Genomic DNA, 17,368 nt, shown 5'->3' with positions numbered 1-17,368 from the left:
ATCCCTCCCCCACCGGGGGAGGGTCGTCGGCGCGCAGCGACGACGGGCGGGGCGGCTCGGTGACACGGGCACCGAGGCGGTTTGCGTGGCCACCCCATCCGACCGGCACGCGACCGCCCTCCCCCGGAGGGGAGGGCAAGCATGCCGTACTGTATCAGGCGTTGGCGGCGACCGGCGGCTGGGCGGCGCGCGCGAAGGCCATCGCAATCAGGCGGTCCCAGCCCAGCAGCGAAACCAGATGGGCGTAGATCTGGCCCAGGGCACCGTTGTCGCGCAGTTCCGCCAGCTTTTCGGCCGGCAGTTCGCGCAGCTTGTCCTCGGACACGGCGAAGTATTCAGCGATCTTCTGCGGCTGGCCCGGCTGGCCATCGGCGTTGCGCGGGGTGAAGATCGCCTCGCGCACCGTCAGCAGGTCCAGGTCCTTGAGCAGCTGAACGAAGGCGTCCGTGCGGGCACGCTCCTGTTCGAAGTTATTGCAGAACTCCATCGCCTGCTTGGTGTAGTCGCTGGGCTCGTTGCCGTTGAACAGCGGAGCCTGACCGCCTTCGACCAGGAAGGGCGCGTCGCGGTCGATGCACAGGATCATCCGCTTCTGCACATCGTCATTGGCGAAGACGAAGGGATAACGGCGCACATAGGCCGGGATATAGGCTTCGGCGTTGAAGTCGCCGTTGGCTTGAACAAACAGGTTCTCGGCCGGGCGCAGACCCATGACGGCCACCGGCTGGCGGTTCTCGCCGGCGAAGATCACCGGATAGGACAGGGCGGCGGGAGAGAACTCGGTGACGGTCAGCGGCACCAGATGAGTGGACGCCACAAAAGCGTAGGGCTTGTCGACCGGATTGACGCCCAGCTTGCCGTGCGCCTCCATCGAAAGCGGCTCGGGCTTGCCATAGAAGAGAACGGTGCCGGCCAGCGGGCCATTCGTCTGTTCAGTCTGGGTATCGGTCATGAAGGCCAAAGGCTCTTGAAATGAAGGAAGGCGGGCCTTCTAGCCCATGGCCGTCCGGGCGGCAATCTTGGGCCTTATCGAGCCGGAGCCCGCGCCCGCGCCGGTTGCGGCCGTCGCGCGCAACGATTAGCTGTCGGATATGGGCACCGCCTGCGATCACGAACATCACGACGCTCGCCCCAGTGCGGGGGCCGTGGCCAGGGCCCTGTCCGAGGCCGAAACCCGCTGCGCTGCCGATGGCGAACGGCTGACCGCCCCGCGACGGCGGGTGCTGCAACTGCTCCTGGAGGCGGCCGAGCCTGTAAAGGCCTATGACCTGATTGCCCGCTTCGGTACAGAAGGCCAGACGGCCAAGCCGCCAACCGTTTACCGGGCGCTGGACTTTCTGGAGAAGCGAGGCCTGGCGCATCGCATCGCCTCCATCACCGCCTATGTCGCCTGTACCGGACAGGGGGTCGGCCATGCAGCGGCCTTCCTGATCTGCGACTGCTGCGGCGCGACGCAGGAGGTGGCGGGCGAGGCTGCACTGGCATTGACGCAGGCCGCCGCTCAGGCGGGATACGATATCGAGCGCGTCACGCTGGAAGCGCATGGCCGGTGCCGCAACTGCCGCGGCGTCGCGGCAGTGGTGCCCGAGGCGGCCAGCGCCTAGATTGCGGTCATGGACGCCGCTCGCATCACGCCCCCTCGCAGACTGACCGTGCCGGTGTCTGGCCGCTTTGGCGCGGGAGACATGGCGGTCCTGGATTTCGGCGATCCCAAGCGTCCGGTCGACCTGATCTTCGTCCATGCCAATGGCTTCAACGCCATGACCTACCGCAGTCTGCTGGCCCCGCTATCGGGCACCCTGCGGATATGGGCGCCGGACCTGCGCGGGCACGGGCTGACGCGCCTGCCGACCGATCGCGGGCGGCGGATCGGATGGGCGGATCATCGAGACGACCTGGCGGCACTTCTGGAGGTGCTGCAAGGGCCGCCCGTGGTCCTGGCCGGTCATTCGATGGGCGGCACCAGCAGCCTGCTGGCGGCTGCGGAGCGACCGGATCGGGTGTCTCGTCTGGTGCTGATGGATCCAGTGATCTGGAATCGGGCAGCCCATCTGGCCTTTCACCTGCCGTTCTTCGATCAGTTGCCCCGGCGCATCCCCCTGTACCGCAACGCCCTGAAGCGCAGGGCTCGGTTCGACAGCCGCGAGGCGGCCATGGCGGCCTATCGCGGGCGTGGTGCCTTCAAGGGATGGCCCGACATGATGCTGGCCGATTATCTGAGCGACGGGCTGGTCGAGGCCGGAGAAGGCCTTACCCTGGCCTGTGCGCCGGACTGGGAGGCTTCCAACTATGCGGCTCAGGGGCACGACCCCTGGCGAGCCCTGGCGCGGGTTGGCCGGCCCGTGCGCATCCTGAAGGCGGAAACCGGGTCGACCTGCCGGGTCAGTCCCGATGCGCGTCGCCCACACGTCGAGGTCGACCTGGTGCCAGAGGGCACGCATTTCTTTCCAATGCTGCGGCCGGATCTGGCGCGTGACGCCCTGTTTGAAGCGGCCGTGTAAGCAAGGCGCAGACGTGCTTTGCCCGCCCCGATCGGCGCTCGCTTTCGCCGTCGTGATTCCTATATAAAGGGGCTGCCGAATCCGTTGCGAGAGCAGGGGGTTCGGCGCGTTTCCCCTTGCGGGCCGGGTCTGGTTTATCGGGCCCCTGTCGCCCGCGTCTCCGGACGATTGAATGACCGACCCCAAAGACACCGCCCGCAACGAAGACACGGCGGAAGAAGCCGCATACGGCGCGGAATCCATCAAGGTTCTCAAAGGACTGGACGCTGTTCGCAAGCGGCCCGGCATGTATATCGGCGACACCGACGACGGGTCCGGCCTGCACCACATGGTCTATGAGGTCGTCGACAATGCGATCGACGAGGCGCTGGCGGGTCACGCGGATCTGGTCGAGGTCATACTGAACGCCGACGGCTCGGTGACGGTCACCGACAACGGTCGCGGGATCCCCGTCGATATCCACGAGGGCGAAGGCGTTTCGGCGGCCGAGGTCATCATGACCCAGCTGCACGCCGGGGGAAAATTCGACCAGAATTCCTACAAGGTCTCAGGCGGCCTGCACGGCGTGGGCGTGTCGGTCGTGAATGCCCTGTCGGACTGGCTGAAGCTGGTCATCTTCCGCAATGGCAAGCGGCACGAAATGCGCTTTGAGCGCGGCGATACCGTGGAAAGCCTGAAGGTGACTGGCGACGCCCCCGTGCGCGAGAACGGAAAGGTCCTGTCGGGTACCCAGGTGACCTTCTACCCCTCGGTCACGACCTTCAGCCATATCGACTTCGATCTGAAGACGCTGGAGCACCGCCTGCGCGAACTGGCGTTCCTCAACTCCGGGGTGGTGATCAAGCTGGCCGACCATCGCGGGGCCGAACCGTTCGAGGAAATCCTGCACTACGAGGGCGGCGTCGAAGCCTTTGTCCGCCACCTGGACAAGTCCAAGTCGCCGATCCTGAAGGACGTCATCGTCATTCGGGGCAAGCGCGAGAACATCGAGATCGATCTCGCCCTGTGGTGGAACGACAGCTACCACGAGACGATGCTGTGCTTCACCAACAACATCCCGCAGCGGGATGGGGGCACGCACCTGTCGGCCTTCCGGGCCTCCCTCACTCGTGTGATGGGGGCCTATATCGAAAGCTCCGGAGCCGGGAAGAAGGAGAAGGTCTCCGTCACGGGCGAAGACGCGCGCGAGGGGCTCACCTGCGTGCTTTCGGTCAAGGTGCCGGACCCGAAGTTCAGTTCCCAGACCAAGGACAAGCTGGTGTCGTCCGAGGTGCGTCCTGCCGTGGAGGGCCTGTGCACCGAGGGTCTGTCGCAGTGGTTCGAGGAACACCCGATCGAGGCCAAGCAGGTGGTCGCCAAGATCATCGAGGCCGCCTCGGCGCGCGAAGCTGCCCGCAAGGCCCGCGACCTGACACGGCGCAAGTCGGCTCTGGATATCTCGTCCCTGCCGGGCAAGCTGGCGGACTGTCAGGAGCGCGATCCGGCCAAGTCCGAACTGTTCATCGTCGAGGGTGATTCCGCCGGCGGCTCTGCCAAACAGGCCCGCAATCGCGAGAACCAGGCCGTCCTGCCCCTGCGCGGCAAGATCCTGAATGTCGAGCGGGCGCGGTTCGACCGGATGCTGTCGTCCGAACTGATCGGGACCCTGATCCTGGCGCTGGGCACCGGCATCGGCCGCGACGATTTCAACGCCGACAAGCTGCGCTACCACAAGATCATCCTGATGGCGGACGCCGACGTCGACGGGGCGCACATCCGGACGCTGCTGCTGACCTTCTTCTATCGTCAGATGCCCGAGCTGATCACGCGCGGGCACGTCTATATCGCCCAGCCGCCCCTGTATCAGGTGACCAAGGGCAAGCAGTCCCGGTATCTGAAGGATCAGGCCGAGATGGATGCCTATCTGATCGAAGAAGGGTCTGCGGAGGCGACGCTGGACCTGCCCAATGGCGAACGCCGTACGGGTCTGGACCTTCAGGCCTTGGTCCGCGAGGCGCGGGGCTTCAAGGGTCTGGTCGACCGGCTCAGCCAGCGGGCTCCGGCCTTTGCGGTCGAGCAGTCGGCCCTGGGCGGGCTGTTCGACGAAGCGGGCGGGGATGCCGATGCCGCCGCGGCCCGTCTGAACCTCTATGCCGAGGAGGGCGACGGTCCCTGGTCGGGAGAGCCCGGTGCCGCCGGGGCTGTGGTGTTCCGCCGGACCCGCCGCGCTGTGTCAGAGACCATCGTCCTGGAAGAAGCTCTGATCCGGTCGCTGGACGCCCGCCGCCTGGCTGAGCGCAAGGCCGCCTTCGAAGGTCTGTTCGATTCGCCCGCCGTCTTCCGGCGCAAGGATGTATCCACCCCTATCCGCGGGCCGATCGACCTGCTGAACGCGGTGCTAGACGCCGGCAAGAAGAACCTGAAGATCCAGCGCTACAAGGGTCTGGGGGAAATGAACCCCGAGCAGCTGTGGGAGACGACGCTGGACGTCAACGCTCGCACCCTGCTGAAGGTGCAGGTCAACCATGCCGACGACGCCGACGACCTGTTCGCCAAGCTGATGGGCGATGTGGTCGAGCCGCGCCGCGAGTTCATCCAGGAGAACGCCCTGGATGCAGAGGTGGACGTCTAGGCTGGTCGCTCAGGCATTGGCGAAGCCGAAGGGGGCCGAGGTCTTGCGGATATCGTCGGGCAGGATCTGACGCCCGATTGGGGGCGCCGAGCGGGAGGCGCATTCGGTGCGGTGGCAAAGCCGGCAGGTCACCCCGATCGGGGTGGCCGCCTCCGGGCCGGAACCCGCGCCCTGGCGCGCCCGCACATAGATCAGCCGCTCGGCGTGCTCGGCTGCGCAGCCCAGGGCGATGGCCCGCTCGACCCGCGCTGCGCCGAAGCCGCCACCACCCGCCGTGACCGTTCGGGCGATGGAGAAGAACCGCTGACCGTCCGGCAGCTCCAGCCATTGGGTCACGATCTCTCGCGGTGTGCGAAAGGCGTGATGGACGGACCACAGGGGGCAGCCACCGCCATGGCGGGCGAAGGGGAATCCCGCTCCGTCCAGCCGCTTTGACACATTGCCCGCCGGATCGACGCGGATGAAGAAGAAGGGGATTCGTTCCTGCCCCGGCTTCTGCAGGGTCGTCAGCCGGTGGGCGGTCTGTTCGAAGCTGGTGCCGAACTGGCGGGCCAGGGCCTCGATGTCATAGTGGCGCGCCTCCACCGCGCGGGCAAAGGCTGCATAGGGCATGACGATGGCCGCAGCCGCATAACTGGCCAGGGCGCGTCGGGACAGCCGTTCTCCGCTTTCGGTGACAAAGCCGGCCCCCGACAGGGCAGCGTCCAGCTCGGCCTGCATTTCCAGATGGGCGATCTGCTGGGCCATCTGAAACCGACGGCTGGCCGCATCCATGGCGTCGTCGAGCAGAAGCTGGCGACGATGCAGGTCGAGCCGCCGGACCGACCCGACCATGACATCGCTGGGCAGGTAGCGCACGGTCAGGCCGTGACGCGCCAGAAGGTGTCGGTCTAGTCCACCCTCTGCCGCCACCGTCTGGGCCAGGCGCTCGGCGGCATCGTCCAAGACCGGAAAGCTGTTGCGGCGCGCGGCCAGGAAGCGCCGCGACTCGGCGACCGGATCGGGAGCCGTCTCGTCGCCGTCCAGTGCCTCTGCCCCGCGATCGGCCAGGGCCAGATGCTCTTCCTGATAGGCGGTGTAGAGCCGCAGCAGGGCCTGGGTTACGCCCGGAAAATTGGCGGCCAGATCTGCATTCTCCAGCGGCGGCAGGTCGATGTCGGCGAACATCGGATCCTTCAACACACCATGCAGGCGAGCCGTGATCTCCGAGCCGTCGGAGCGGGCAAGCGCCGCCATGTCGATCTTGTAGGTCTGGGCCAGTCGCAGGAGGACATCGGCGGTCAGAGGGCGGTGGTTCCGCTCCAGAAGGGCGATGTAGGAGGCCGAGACCTCCAGGTCCGCCGCCATGTCGGCCTGCGTCAGGCCCAGATCTCGACGGATGCGGCGCAGCGAGGGGCCAACGAAGAGACGGCGGGGCGATTGCATCTTGGACCTGGATGGAGCGCTGCTATGTTTACAGCCTTACAAGCAAATCCTGTAAAGTTTGACAACTCGACCCCGTGGCGGCTTCGCGAACGGCTCCGACGCGCCTATCCGGCGTTCAGCACACCTCTGTTGCCATGCGGGAAGACGTCCGATGTCCTATCAAGATCATATTCGCCAGGTCGGGGCCCTGATCGAGTCCAAGGGGGGACCGTGGAGCGGGATCAGCGCCGAGGCCGTGGCCAGAATGCGGTTGCAGAACCGCTTCCAGACGGGGCTGGACATCGCCCGCTATACCGCCGCCATCATGCGCCGCGACATGGCCGCCTATGACGCCGATCCGTCGCAGTACACCCAGTCGCTGGGTTGCTGGCACGGCTTCATCGGCCAGCAGAAGATGATCGCGGTCAAGAAACATTTCGGCACGACCAAGGGTCGCTATCTGTATCTGTCGGGATGGATGATCGCGGCCCTGCGCTCGGAGTTCGGACCGCTGCCTGACCAGTCGATGCACGAAAAGACCTCGGTCCCGGCCCTGATCGAAGAGCTATACACCTTCCTGCGTCAGGCGGATGCGCGCGAGCTGGGCGGCCTGTACCGTCAGATCGATGCCGCTCGCGAAGCCGGCGACGAAGTCACCGAACAGAAGCTGCTGGATCAGGTCGACACCTATCAGACGCACGTCGTGCCGATCATCGCCGACATCGACGCCGGGTTCGGCAATGCCGAGGCCACCTATCTGCTGGCCAAGAAGATGATCGAGGCTGGAGCCTGTGCTCTGCAGATCGAGAACCAGGTCTCCGACGAGAAGCAGTGCGGTCACCAGGACGGCAAGGTCACGGTCCCGCACGAGGACTTCCTGGCCAAGGTCCGGGCCTGCCGCTACGCCTTTCTGGAGCTGGGCGTCGAGGATGGCATCATCGTCACCCGCACCGACAGCCTGGGGGCCGGCCTGACCAAGCAGATCGCCGTGTCGAACGAACCGGGCGATCTGGGCGACCAGTACAACAGCTTCCTGGACTGCGAGGAAATCTCGGCCGACCAGCTGGCCAATGGCGACGTCGTCATCAATCGCGGTGGCAAATTGCTGCGGCCCAAGCGCCTGCCGTCAAACCTCTTCCAGTTCCGCGCCGGGACCGGCGAAGACCGCTGTGTCCTCGACAGCATCACCTCGCTGCAGAACGGGGCCGACCTGCTGTGGATCGAAACCGAGAAGCCGCACGTCGAGCAGATTGCCGGCATGATGGACCGCATCCGCGCGGTCGTGCCGAACGCCAAGCTGGTCTACAACAACTCGCCTTCGTTCAACTGGACGCTGAACTTCCGCCAGCAGGTGTTCGATGCCTGGTCGGCCGAGGGGCGCGACATGTCCAACTATGACCGTGCCCGCCTGATGAGCGTGGATTATGACGGCACCGACCTGGCCGACGAGGCGGACGAGCGGATCCGCACCTTCCAGGCGGACGGCGCGCGCCGGGCAGGCATCTTCCACCACCTGATCACCCTGCCGACCTATCACACGGCGGCCTTGTCGACCGACAACCTGGCTCGCGAGTACTTCGGCCGTCAGGGCATGCTGGGCTATGTGCTGAACGTGCAGCGCCAGGAGATCCGCCAGGGCATCGCCTGCGTGAAGCACCAGAACATGTCCGGATCGGACATCGGCGACGACCACAAGGAGTATTTCGCCGGTGAAGCCGCCCTGAAGGCGGGTGGGATCCACAACACAATGAACCAGTTCGGCGAGGCTGCCTGATCGGTCACTGTACTGGCGCTATCGGCCTCTGGCCTGAATGAGCGCTCAGATGGAAGGGCGGACCTGATGGTCCGCCCTTCTTTTTTGGGTCAGCCCGGGCCCTGGGGTTGGCCGAAGTCGAAGGCGGGTTCGGGACGGCGGCCCTGACTGCCCCCGAACAGATAGGTGAAGCCGATGAAATAGGTCGGCTCGCTGAACCGCACATAGGTTTCATCGCGGAAGGTCGGGGTGTCGATCGCGATCCGCTGTTCGGCGGTGTCCAGGATGTTGGTCCCGGTCAGGACCAGGCTGAAATCCTCGGTGATCTTGCGACGATAGCCGAGGTTCAGAAGGCCGAAGGGTTCGCGCGCGCCCTGGGCCTGGACCTGTTCGCCGATATAGAAGCCGTTCAGCTGAAAGAAATCGTTCGGCGTCGGCTGCCAGTTGATGGAGGCCCGCGCCATGCCGGTGGTGTCGCTTCGCTCGCCGATGCCGGGCGTGACGATCTCGTTGCGATAGACAGAGCCGGAGGCGTTGTAGGTGATCTGGCTGCCGACCTTGCCGTTGGCGATGAATTCCACGCCGATGCGTTCGCTCTGGCCCAGGTTTTCCCGCGTCGTCAGCACGACGCCATTGCCCAGGTCCTGAGCCACGTCGGTCACTCCGCCCTCACTGTCCCGATAGAAGCCGGTCAGAGAGTAATAGCTCTGGCCCGCGCGCATCTGCCACGACAGCTCGAAGGAGTCGGTAATCTCGGGTTCCAGGTCGGGATTGCCGCGCCGCAGGTTCTGGGGGTCCTGATAGATCGTATAGGGATTCAGGTCCTGAGGTGACGGCCGGGCGATCCGGCGGCTGTAGCTGCCGCGCAGGCGCTGGGTATCCGTCAGCTGATAGCCCATGTGGATCGTCGGGTAGGCCCGCAGATAGTCCCGCTCCACCACGACGGCATCGGTGATCTGGTTCAGGGTGAAGTCGACCTGCTCGACGCGCAGGCCCGCCTGGACGTCCAGTTCGCCGAAGGGCCGGTCATAGGTGACGTAGGCCGCGTGGATCGTCTGATCGTACTCGAACCGGTTGGTCAGGGCCGGGACCGGGAGGAGGGCGCTGGCGTCGGGACCCCGAGCGCCGAAGAAGTCGAAGCTGTCCTGCGTCAGGTCACCCTCATAGCCGAGCTTCAGCGTCTGACGCTCCCCCATCGGACGGGTGTAGTCGACCTTGAATCCATAGGCGTCGCGGCCATTGGTGGTGCGGATCTGTTCGACGTAGTTCGGGATGGTGCCGACCGAGGTGGTCTGGATGGCATCCTGATCGCGATTGGATTCGGTGGAATCGTATTCGAAGTCTGCCACCAGTTCATGCTGCTGGCCGGAAAACTTGCGGCGCCACGAGGTGCGGGCCGAGACGCCGTTACTGCCAAACGCATTGTCGGACAGGCGCTGGTAGCGATCGCTGACGACGCCATTACCGTCCGCGCGCTGGAACATGCCGACCCCGTTGGATTCGCCCGAAAACTCGCGCCAGTTGATCTCGCCGCTGACGCGGTCGGTCGGGTTCAGGTCATAGTCGGCGGACAGGCGGGCATTGGCCATGTCGAAGACATTGGTGCCGTTGAAGTCGCTGTTCTCGATCACCGTCGTGGCCGGGCTCGCCCCGTCGCGCACACGGCTGGTCTCGACCAGGATGTCGCTGGCCTGGCGGCGCACGCCGAGATCACCGGCCAGGGTCAGGCCGCCCTGGGCGCGGCTGCCGCTGACCGACAGATTGCCCTGGTCGTCACCGTTCCAGGACCCGCGCACGGTGGCGGTGCTGGTGGCGGCGCGTGTGGGCTTGGAGATCAGGTTGATGATGCCGCCGCTGCCTTCGGGGCTGAAGGCGGCGGAGGGGTTGGTGATGACCTCCACGCGCTCGACCTGCCCGGCGGACATGGCCTGCAGGGCGTCGCCCCGGCCCTCGCCGCGCAGCATGCCCGAGGGGCGGCCGTCGATCAGGATGGTGACGTTGGAATCGCCGCGCAGGCTGACGTTGCCCTGAAGGTCGACCTCGACACCCGGCACATTGCGCAGGACATCGGCGACCGACCCGCTCTGGCGCTGCAGGTCGTTGGCGACGCTATAGCTGACGCGATCGGCGCTGGTGACGACGTCGCGCGGCGTGGCCGTGACCACCAGGGCCTCGACGTCGGTCGCCTCTTCGTCCTCGGCGGTATCGGCGGCCTGCGCAGGCGGGGTCTGGGGCCGGTCCTGAGCGGAAGCCACACTGGTCAGGGAGGCCGCCATGAGGGCGAGCGCCGTCGTCGTCAGAAGGCTGCGATACGCCATGGGAAGTCACCTGGGCAAAAGGGAAACGGGTGCCGGTCGTCCGGCACCCTGAGCGTTTCCTCTAACCTCTCTGGCGCGGCTTAACCCCTTAAATTTCCGCAATCCTCGGGGCGGTTCAGGGACGCCCGACCACCGCATCGACAGAGCCCGTGGTGACGGGGTGATAGAGCGGCCGTGCCTTGGCATAGAGTCGGGTCGCGATCGGTCGGCCCCAATCGCCCTCGTTCCAGAGCGTCTGGAACAGGGGCAGGACGAATTTGCGACGTCCCATACCCAGCAGAAAGGCCTCCGCACTGGGCACGGCCGGTTCGAACCGGTGCGCCATGGCGATCTGCAGCCAGGCGAACCGCACCTCGGCATTGCCTTCGGCGGACAGGTTCAGGCTTGCGTCCAGCCGGGCCAGTTGATCGCTCGTCAGCCAGTCGGCGCCCGCTGTCAGATCCGAAGGGCGCCAGGCCAGGAAGCGCTGACGCTGCTGAGTGTTCCAGTCGCCCCAGGGAATCTGGCGCGGGTCCGCGCCATCGGCGAACACCGCCATGGCCGCCGCATCGACGGGCACAAAGGCGTCCGACACCGGGGCCTGGGCATTGGAGGGCAGGCCGGGCTGATAGATCCAGGCATCCATCATCAGGGCGTCTTCCAGCGCCTTGGTCGTGACCAGATGGGTGCGGATGTCTTCCAGGAAGAGTTCGGTGGTCATCGGCCGGAAGGCGTTGCGCTCGAAATAGCCGCGCAGCCAGGCGTCGAAGGGCTCGCGGCCGACGATCCGCTCGATGGTCCGCAGGAAGAAGGCTCCCTTTTCATAGGCGACGTCGGTCAGGCCCTCGTCCGGGTCGCGCCCGGCCAGTTCCAGCTTCAGCCGCGTGTCGGCGGGCGGCAGGTCGGCGATGGTTTCGTTCAGGCTCTGCCAGCCCAGGACCTGTTCCTGCATCGCGCGGTCGCGACCATAGACCGCCTCCATGATGCGGTTCTCGAAATAGACGGTGAAACCCTCGTTCAGCCAGAAGTCGGCCCAGGTCGCATTGGTCACCAGATTGCCGGACCAGCTGTGTGCCAGTTCGTGCGCGACCAGGCTGACCAGGGACTGGTCCCCGGCGATGATGGTCGGGGTGGCGAAGGTCAGCCGGGGGTTCTCCATCCCGCCGAACGGGAAGGAGGGCGGCAGGATCAGCAGGTCGTACCGGCCCCACAGATAGTCCCCGTACAGCGCTTCCGCCGCATCGACCATGGCGGCGGTCGGAGCCATTTCAGCGCTGGCGGCAGCCAGGCGGCTGGGCTCGGTCCAGACGCCCGTCCGCTCGTCGATGGGGGCGAAGGCCAGATCACCGACGCCGATGGCGATCAGATACGGCGGCACCGGATTGGTCATGGCAAAGCGCCAGGCCTTGACGTCGTCCCGACCCGGAACGGCCTCGCCCTGAGGTGTCAGCATGTCCGCGCTCATCACGACCGTCAGGTCGGCGGGCGCGGTGATGCGGGCGGCATAGGTCTGGCGGATGCCGGGGCTGTCCTGCGTCGGGACCCAGGTTCGGGTCAGGATCGCCTGCCCCTGGCTGAACAGATAGGGCTGCTGGCCCCCCGCGGTCTGTTCGGGCGTCAGCCACTGCAGGGCCGCCGCATCCGGGCGGGTGGAATATTCGATGACGATGCGCCGGGTTTCACGCTCACCCAGCGGCGCGAAGTCGATGGTCAGAGGCTGGCCGAGGATCGGATCCGACGCGCCCAGGCGGAAGGGGAGGGTGGTGCCAGCAGCGTCCCGGACCGAGCGGATATCCATATTGCGGACATCCAGAATGATGCCTGCCGCCCCGACCTGTCCGGTGATGTCCAGGGTCGCGGTCCCGGCCAGGGTCTTGGCCTGAAAGTCGGCGTTCAGGTCGAGATCGACATGGACCACACGCGCGATCTCGGGCCGGGCGTGGGAATGGATGTCGCGGACATAGGTGATCTGCGTCGGCAGGGTCGCCGCCGGCGTCGTCGGCGCGGCCGGGGTCATCATCGAACACCCTCCCAGGGCGACAGTCAGGGCAAGGGCTGAGACGAGGCCGGGCAGGGTGCGGATCATCAGGGGGTGTCCTTCATGCGATATTTGCAGGGACAACGCCCGGACGGGCCCGAAAGATCAAGAGCCGAAAGTCAGCTCTGTTTCGGCATCGCAGCCTGGGCGGCAGGCCCTTCGGCCTGATGGGCCCTGAACAGCCGGCCCTTTTCCGCAAACAGGACAAAGCCCAGGGCCACGATGCCCGATATCGCAACCCCCATCGCCATGGGCGTGGCCGAGCCGTTGAATTGCTGGCCGATAAAGAAGCCGGACAGGGCCCCGATGACAGTGGAGATGAACCCCTGAGCCGATGAAGCCGTGCCCGCGATATGGCCCATCCGCTCCATCGCCATGGAGCCGAAGTTGCCGGCCATCAGGCCAAAACAGAACATGGTCAGCGATTGAAGCACCGCAAAGGTCCAGATCGTCTCCAGCCCGGCCATCGAAACGGCGGTGTGAAGGATGCCGAAGGCGATGAAGCCCAACAGCGCCGTATGCGAGATCAGCCGCGAGCCCAGGCGCTCGACCAGGCGGGCGTTCAGAAGCGAGGCGATGGCAATCCCGCCCGCCACCACGGCAAAGATGGTGGTGAACAGGCCCGGCGCCTGGAAGACGTCGAAAAAGATCTGCTGCGAAGAGTTGATGAAGCCGAACAGCGAGCCCAGCACCGCCGTCGAGGCCAGGGTGTAGCCGATCGACAGGCGCTCGGTCAGGGCCTGACGAAAGGCCGCAGCGATCCGCCCAGCCTGGATCGGCAGCCGATCCTCGGGTTTCAGCGTTTCCGGCAGGCGAACGACGGACCAGATCAGGATGGCCGCTCCGCCCAGAGCCAGAACCCCGAAGATCCAGCGCCAGGGCGCGACCAGCAGGATCAGCTGGCCGATCGTGGGGGCCAGAATGGGCACGCCGAGAAAGACCAGGAAGCTCAGCGACATCACGCGCGCCATCATCCGACCGGCATAGCGGTCGCGGACAATGGACACGGCCAGCACTCGCGTCGCGGCCGCCCCGATGCCCGTTCCAATGCGAGCCAGAATCAGCGTCTCGAAGGTGGGGGCAATGGCCGCCAGCAGGCTGAAAATCACATAGATGCTGATGCCGATGATCAGGATCGGCTTGCGGCCATAGCGGTCGGCCAATGGCCCATAGACGATCTGAGCAGCCCCGAAGCCCAACAGATAGGCGGTGATGATCCACTGACGGCTGTTGTCCGTGACCACGCCCAGAGCGTCGCCGATGGCCGGCAGGGCAGGCAGCATGGCGTCGATGGCCAGGGCATTGAGCGCCATCATCAGGGCAATCAGGCAGACGAACTCGGCAAAGCCGGGCCCTTGGGTCTTGGCGGAGCGGTCGGCTAGTGCAGCGGTCATGCCAGCCAGATGCGCGTCCAAGGGTAGCAGTTCAACCTTGCCGGCGGAAATAATGCTGCGCCGCAACACGACGTGACGCAGCGCGGTGACGCACGCGGCGAAAACAGGCCGGTTCCGGCCATCCGGGCGGGTGGCCGCATTTACACCGGGTGGGTCGGCTCGCACTTCACCGATGCCGGCGCAGGTTCGGGCGTGGACGGCACGTCGGGCAGGGGGATGAACTCCAGGCTGTCCTCGGTCGGCAGGGTCATGCGACCGGCCTTCCAATCGGCCTTGGCCGCGTCGATCTTGGCCTGCGACGACGAGACGAAGTTCCACCAGATGACACGCGGCCCAACCGGCTCGCCCCCCAGCACCATGACGGAGGCCGCCGTCACCGCCTTGACGGTCGGCTCGGCGGTCGGCTCCAGCACGATCATCTGGCCGGCGTGGAAGCGGCGGTCGCCCACCTCGATCTCGCCCTTGACGACATAGAGCGCCCGTTCCGAATAGCCGCTGGCACCCTTGCCGGGGGGAGGGGCGGTGCGCACGCCCTGGGCCAGTTCCCAATGAACATAGAACAGGGGCGAGGATGTCTTCACCGCCGCCTTGGCCCCATAGGCCTCGCCTGCGACCAGCCGCGCGAACAGCCCGGCGTTGTCATAGGCCGGCTGATCCTGTTCGCCATGGTGATGAAACGACGGATCGATGTCTTCCACCTCGGTCGGCAGGGCGATCCAGGCCTGCATGCCGTGCATCGGGCCGCCCTGGCTGCGCTTCAGCGGATCGGTGCGCTCGGAGTGGACGATGCCCTTTCCGGCCGTCATCCAGTTGACCTCGCCCGGGCGGATGGCCTGTGTCGCGCCGGTATTGTCCCGGTGCATGATTTCGCCCTCGAACAGATAGGTGAGGGTCGACAGGCCGATGTGGGGGTGAGGCCGCACGCTGATCGCCTCGGCACCCGGCGCAAACTCCGCCGGCCCCATCTGATCCAGGAAGATGAAGGGCCCGACCATTCGCCGGGAATGGAAGGGCAGAATCCGCCCAACCTCGAACCCGCCGAGGTCCTTGCGCCGCGCCTCGATCACCATTTCGATCATTGTCGTTTATCCCGTCCAGCCCGCATCCCCACGGCTGGTGCAAGTGTGCGGGGACGCAGGCGTGGACGCAAGATGTTGCCGGGCTCAGTTAGCCGTGGACAGACGGACGAGGGCACCGTTCGCCTGATCGGTGATGACCCAGACGGCTCCGTCCGGCCCAACGGCGACGTCCCGGATGCGTTGGCCAAGGTCGGTCAGCAACCGTTCCTCGCCCACGACGCGGTCGTTCTCGATCACCAGACGGGCCAGTTGCTTGTCCTTCAGGCCCGCGACCAGCAGATTGCCGCGCCAAGCGCCGAGCATCGCGCCCTCATAGAAGGTCATGCCACCGGGGGCGATGACCGGGTCCCAGTAATAGACGGGCTGTTCGGTGCCCTCGCGAGCGGTGATGCCGCCATTGATCGCCCCGCCGCGGTATTCGACGCCATAGGCCACGTCGGGCCAGCCATAGTTGGCACCGGCTTTTTCCAGATTGATCTCGTCGCCACCGCGCGTGCCGTGTTCGATGGTCCAGATCGCGCCCGTGCCCGGCTGTACGGCTATGCCCTGCACATTACGGTGACCCAGCGACCAGATTTCCGGCAGGGCGCCCGTACGTCCGACGAAGGGGTTGTCCAGAGGCACGCTGCCATCGGCATTGATGCGGATGGTCTTGCCCATGTGGGACGCCAGGTCCTGGGCTTGGGGGCGCATGGGGGCATCGGAGCGCTCACCCAGGGTGATGAACAGCTTGCCGTCCGGCGCAAAAGCCAGGGACGAGCCGAAATGCTTGTCCCCGTCATAGACGGGCAGGGCGCGGAAGATGACCTGGACATTGTCCACCCGGCTGCCGTCCGCCGACAGCGCCCCGCGCGCAACCGAGGTGGCATTGCCGCCCTCGCGCGCTTCGGAATAACTCCAGTAGATCATGCGATCCTGAACAAAGCTGGGGCCGATGACGACATCCAGCAATCCGCCCTGGCCGCGTGCATCCACCGCGGGCAGGCCAGCAATCGGTTCGCCGACCTGTCCGTCAGCCGTGACGATGCGCAGGCGACCGGGCTTTTCGGTGACCAGCCAGCGACCGTCCGGCAGCAGGGCCAAGCCCCACGGATGTTCCAGCCCCGTCGCGACCACTGCATGGGTCAGGCTGGCTTCGGTCGTCACGGCGGGGGCGCGAGTCTGCCCCTCGAAAGCCGGGCGCTGGTCGGGCGCATTGGCGGGACGGGTCTCCAGGGGCGTGCCGGGATCCTGCGCAGCGGACTGGCCATTGGCCCCGCAGGCCGCAGCCAGGGTCAGGACGGAAACCGAAGCGGCGAGTGCGAGCAGACGCATGGAAAACCTCTCGAATATGTGACGCGCGGAACGGGACTGTGTCCCCAGATGTTCCCATCTGCGCATGCGACCGATTGATCCGGGGCAGCCTGCACTTGAACGGGGACGCTTGCGCCTATATAGGCACGCCTCTTCCGGCGGACAGACCAGTTCCCGCCGGGACTCAAGCGACACACTGTCGATTTGGGGCTGGGTAGCTCAGCTGGTTAGAGCGGTGGATTCATAACCCACAGGTCGGCGGTTCGAGCCCGCCTCCAGCCACCATTTTCTTGCAAGAAAACAATCCTCACAGCGGCTTTGTGGCAGTCAGCACGCTCTGAGTTTTGGGAACAAATGGCGCCTGAAAGGGTCGTCCGGGACTGAAAGTCCCGGAATAGTCCCGGGCGGTGTTCAGTGCTTGTTCTTTTACCCACACGATCGGGCAAGCCGCCCAAATGAGAACATTGCAAGAACGTTGTGGGTGTGGGAGGCGTCGGTCGCCATAGCCAAAGGATTTCGCCATGCCCAGGGCCGGACCCAAATCCACCCCAACGTCGAACGCCTTCGAACTGCCGCCGACGGACAGCGAAGCATTGATCGCGCGTTTCCTCAGGGATGCACGCTTCGTGAATGCCCGGGCAATGCATGGGGCGGCCGAGCGAGCGGCGCACCTTGATCAATGCGTCAGAGAGCGCCGGTAATGCACAAGGGCGCGTCGAAGAAGCAGGCGCTGACGGCCGAGGACTTGGCGGAACTGGTGGATTGCTATCGGCGCATTCAAAAGCTCCACGCCTCGCTCAACTATGCATCGCCGCAACAGCTTCCGCTGCTGGCTGCCAGTGCAACAGTGAAGGCGGCCTGGGCAGAACTCAGTGGGGCCATGGTGCTTGGTCCGTGGGCATGGCCAAGCGATGCGGTGCCTGTTGATGGCATCGCGCGGGCGTCAGCCCCTCGGGTGGTCATGCCACCCTTATCGGAACGCTAGTCAGGAATCAGGC

The 17,368-nt window shown here is 65.8% G+C and carries 12 protein-coding genes and 1 tRNA gene; 6 read left to right on the top strand and 7 right to left on the bottom strand.

Annotated elements, in window-relative coordinates:
• Positions 1 to 154: 154 nt before the first annotated feature.
• Positions 155 to 952 (bottom strand): SapC family protein, encoded by a 798-nt coding sequence (locus tag JIP62_RS07195; RefSeq protein WP_201104317.1) that lies wholly within the window; start codon positions 950 to 952, stop codon positions 155 to 157.
• 139 nt (positions 953 to 1,091) lie between these two features.
• Here JIP62_RS07195 and JIP62_RS07190 point away from each other — a divergent pair, with 139 nt between their 5' ends.
• The 3 genes from JIP62_RS07190 (at position 1,092) to gyrB (ending at position 5,112) form a co-directional block, all read left to right on the top strand.
• Positions 1,092 to 1,604, top strand: a complete 513-nt coding sequence (locus tag JIP62_RS07190; protein WP_201104315.1) for a Fur family transcriptional regulator — start codon at positions 1,092 to 1,094, stop codon at positions 1,602 to 1,604.
• A gap of 9 nt (positions 1,605 to 1,613) precedes the next feature.
• Positions 1,614 to 2,501 carry an alpha/beta fold hydrolase gene (locus JIP62_RS07185; RefSeq protein ID WP_201104313.1) on the top strand — a complete coding sequence of 296 codons (888 nt, stop codon included), beginning with the start codon at positions 1,614 to 1,616 and terminating at the stop codon, positions 2,499 to 2,501.
• A gap of 172 nt (positions 2,502 to 2,673) precedes the next feature.
• Positions 2,674 to 5,112, top strand: a complete 2,439-nt coding sequence (gene gyrB / locus JIP62_RS07180) for a DNA topoisomerase (ATP-hydrolyzing) subunit B (protein ID WP_201104312.1) — start codon at positions 2,674 to 2,676, stop codon at positions 5,110 to 5,112.
• A gap of 9 nt (positions 5,113 to 5,121) precedes the next feature.
• On the opposite strand, the gene JIP62_RS07175 is transcribed toward gyrB, so the two are convergent.
• Entirely contained in the window at positions 5,122 to 6,537 is a 1,416-nt protein-coding gene (locus JIP62_RS07175) for a helix-turn-helix domain-containing protein (RefSeq protein WP_201104310.1), read from the bottom strand.
• A gap of 151 nt (positions 6,538 to 6,688) precedes the next feature.
• Here JIP62_RS07175 and JIP62_RS07170 point away from each other — a divergent pair, with 151 nt between their 5' ends.
• On the top strand, positions 6,689 to 8,290 hold the full coding sequence (locus JIP62_RS07170; RefSeq protein ID WP_201104308.1) for an isocitrate lyase: 1,602 nt from the start codon (positions 6,689 to 6,691) through the stop codon (positions 8,288 to 8,290).
• 89 nt (positions 8,291 to 8,379) lie between these two features.
• Here the strand turns inward: JIP62_RS07170 and JIP62_RS07165 are convergent, their stop codons facing one another.
• From JIP62_RS07165 to JIP62_RS07145, 5 genes are all read right to left on the bottom strand, one after another.
• Positions 8,380 to 10,587, bottom strand: coding sequence for a TonB-dependent receptor domain-containing protein (locus JIP62_RS07165; RefSeq protein ID WP_201104306.1), 2,208 nt, complete (start codon positions 10,585 to 10,587; stop codon positions 8,380 to 8,382).
• Positions 10,588 to 10,702: 115 nt separating this feature from the next.
• Positions 10,703 to 12,652, bottom strand: a complete 1,950-nt coding sequence (locus JIP62_RS07160) for a M1 family metallopeptidase (RefSeq protein WP_201104304.1) — start codon at positions 12,650 to 12,652, stop codon at positions 10,703 to 10,705.
• 71 nt (positions 12,653 to 12,723) lie between these two features.
• Positions 12,724 to 13,998 carry a multidrug effflux MFS transporter gene (locus JIP62_RS07155; protein ID WP_201104303.1) on the bottom strand — a complete coding sequence of 425 codons (1,275 nt, stop codon included), beginning with the start codon at positions 13,996 to 13,998 and terminating at the stop codon, positions 12,724 to 12,726.
• A 140-nt stretch (positions 13,999 to 14,138) separates the two neighbouring features.
• The gene (locus JIP62_RS07150) at positions 14,139 to 15,077 is read right to left on the bottom strand and encodes a pirin family protein (protein ID WP_201104302.1); all 939 of its coding nucleotides are present in this window, start codon (positions 15,075 to 15,077) and stop codon (positions 14,139 to 14,141) included.
• 84 nt (positions 15,078 to 15,161) lie between these two features.
• The gene (locus JIP62_RS07145; RefSeq protein ID WP_201104301.1) at positions 15,162 to 16,391 is read right to left on the bottom strand and encodes a PQQ-dependent sugar dehydrogenase; all 1,230 of its coding nucleotides are present in this window, start codon (positions 16,389 to 16,391) and stop codon (positions 15,162 to 15,164) included.
• A gap of 187 nt (positions 16,392 to 16,578) precedes the next feature.
• Between JIP62_RS07145 and JIP62_RS07140 the strand changes: the two genes are divergently transcribed.
• Positions 16,579 to 16,655: transfer RNA gene (locus JIP62_RS07140), tRNA-Met, on the top strand.
• Between the two features lie 415 nt (positions 16,656 to 17,070).
• Positions 17,071 to 17,355, top strand: a complete 285-nt coding sequence (locus JIP62_RS07135; protein ID WP_201104300.1) for a hypothetical protein — start codon at positions 17,071 to 17,073, stop codon at positions 17,353 to 17,355.
• Positions 17,356 to 17,368: the final 13 nt, after the last annotated feature.

The organism is Brevundimonas vitisensis, from assembly GCF_016656965.1.
Classification (GTDB): domain Bacteria; phylum Pseudomonadota; class Alphaproteobacteria; order Caulobacterales; family Caulobacteraceae; genus Brevundimonas; species Brevundimonas vitisensis.
The sequence above is the reverse complement of the archived record's forward strand: the minus strand, read 5'-3'. Positions and strand labels throughout refer to the sequence as shown.

What these genes read in the sequence shown, in the direction of transcription:
- JIP62_RS07195 (WP_201104317.1), bottom strand. Translation starts at nt 952, where the DNA reads ATGACCGATACCCAGACTGAACAGACGAATGGCCCGCTGGCCGGCACC.
- JIP62_RS07190 (WP_201104315.1), top strand. Translation starts at nt 1,092, where the DNA reads ATGGGCACCGCCTGCGATCACGAACATCACGACGCTCGCCCCAGTGCG.
- JIP62_RS07185 (WP_201104313.1), top strand. Translation starts at nt 1,614, where the DNA reads ATGGACGCCGCTCGCATCACGCCCCCTCGCAGACTGACCGTGCCGGTG.
- gyrB (WP_201104312.1), top strand. Translation starts at nt 2,674, where the DNA reads ATGACCGACCCCAAAGACACCGCCCGCAACGAAGACACGGCGGAAGAA.
- JIP62_RS07175 (WP_201104310.1), bottom strand. Translation starts at nt 6,537, where the DNA reads ATGCAATCGCCCCGCCGTCTCTTCGTTGGCCCCTCGCTGCGCCGCATC.
- JIP62_RS07170 (WP_201104308.1), top strand. Translation starts at nt 6,689, where the DNA reads ATGTCCTATCAAGATCATATTCGCCAGGTCGGGGCCCTGATCGAGTCC.
- JIP62_RS07165 (WP_201104306.1), bottom strand. Translation starts at nt 10,587, where the DNA reads ATGGCGTATCGCAGCCTTCTGACGACGACGGCGCTCGCCCTCATGGCG.
- JIP62_RS07160 (WP_201104304.1), bottom strand. Translation starts at nt 12,652, where the DNA reads ATGATCCGCACCCTGCCCGGCCTCGTCTCAGCCCTTGCCCTGACTGTC.
- JIP62_RS07155 (WP_201104303.1), bottom strand. Translation starts at nt 13,998, where the DNA reads ATGACCGCTGCACTAGCCGACCGCTCCGCCAAGACCCAAGGGCCCGGC.
- JIP62_RS07150 (WP_201104302.1), bottom strand. Translation starts at nt 15,077, where the DNA reads ATGATCGAAATGGTGATCGAGGCGCGGCGCAAGGACCTCGGCGGGTTC.
- JIP62_RS07145 (WP_201104301.1), bottom strand. Translation starts at nt 16,391, where the DNA reads ATGCGTCTGCTCGCACTCGCCGCTTCGGTTTCCGTCCTGACCCTGGCT.
- JIP62_RS07135 (WP_201104300.1), top strand. Translation starts at nt 17,071, where the DNA reads ATGCACAAGGGCGCGTCGAAGAAGCAGGCGCTGACGGCCGAGGACTTG.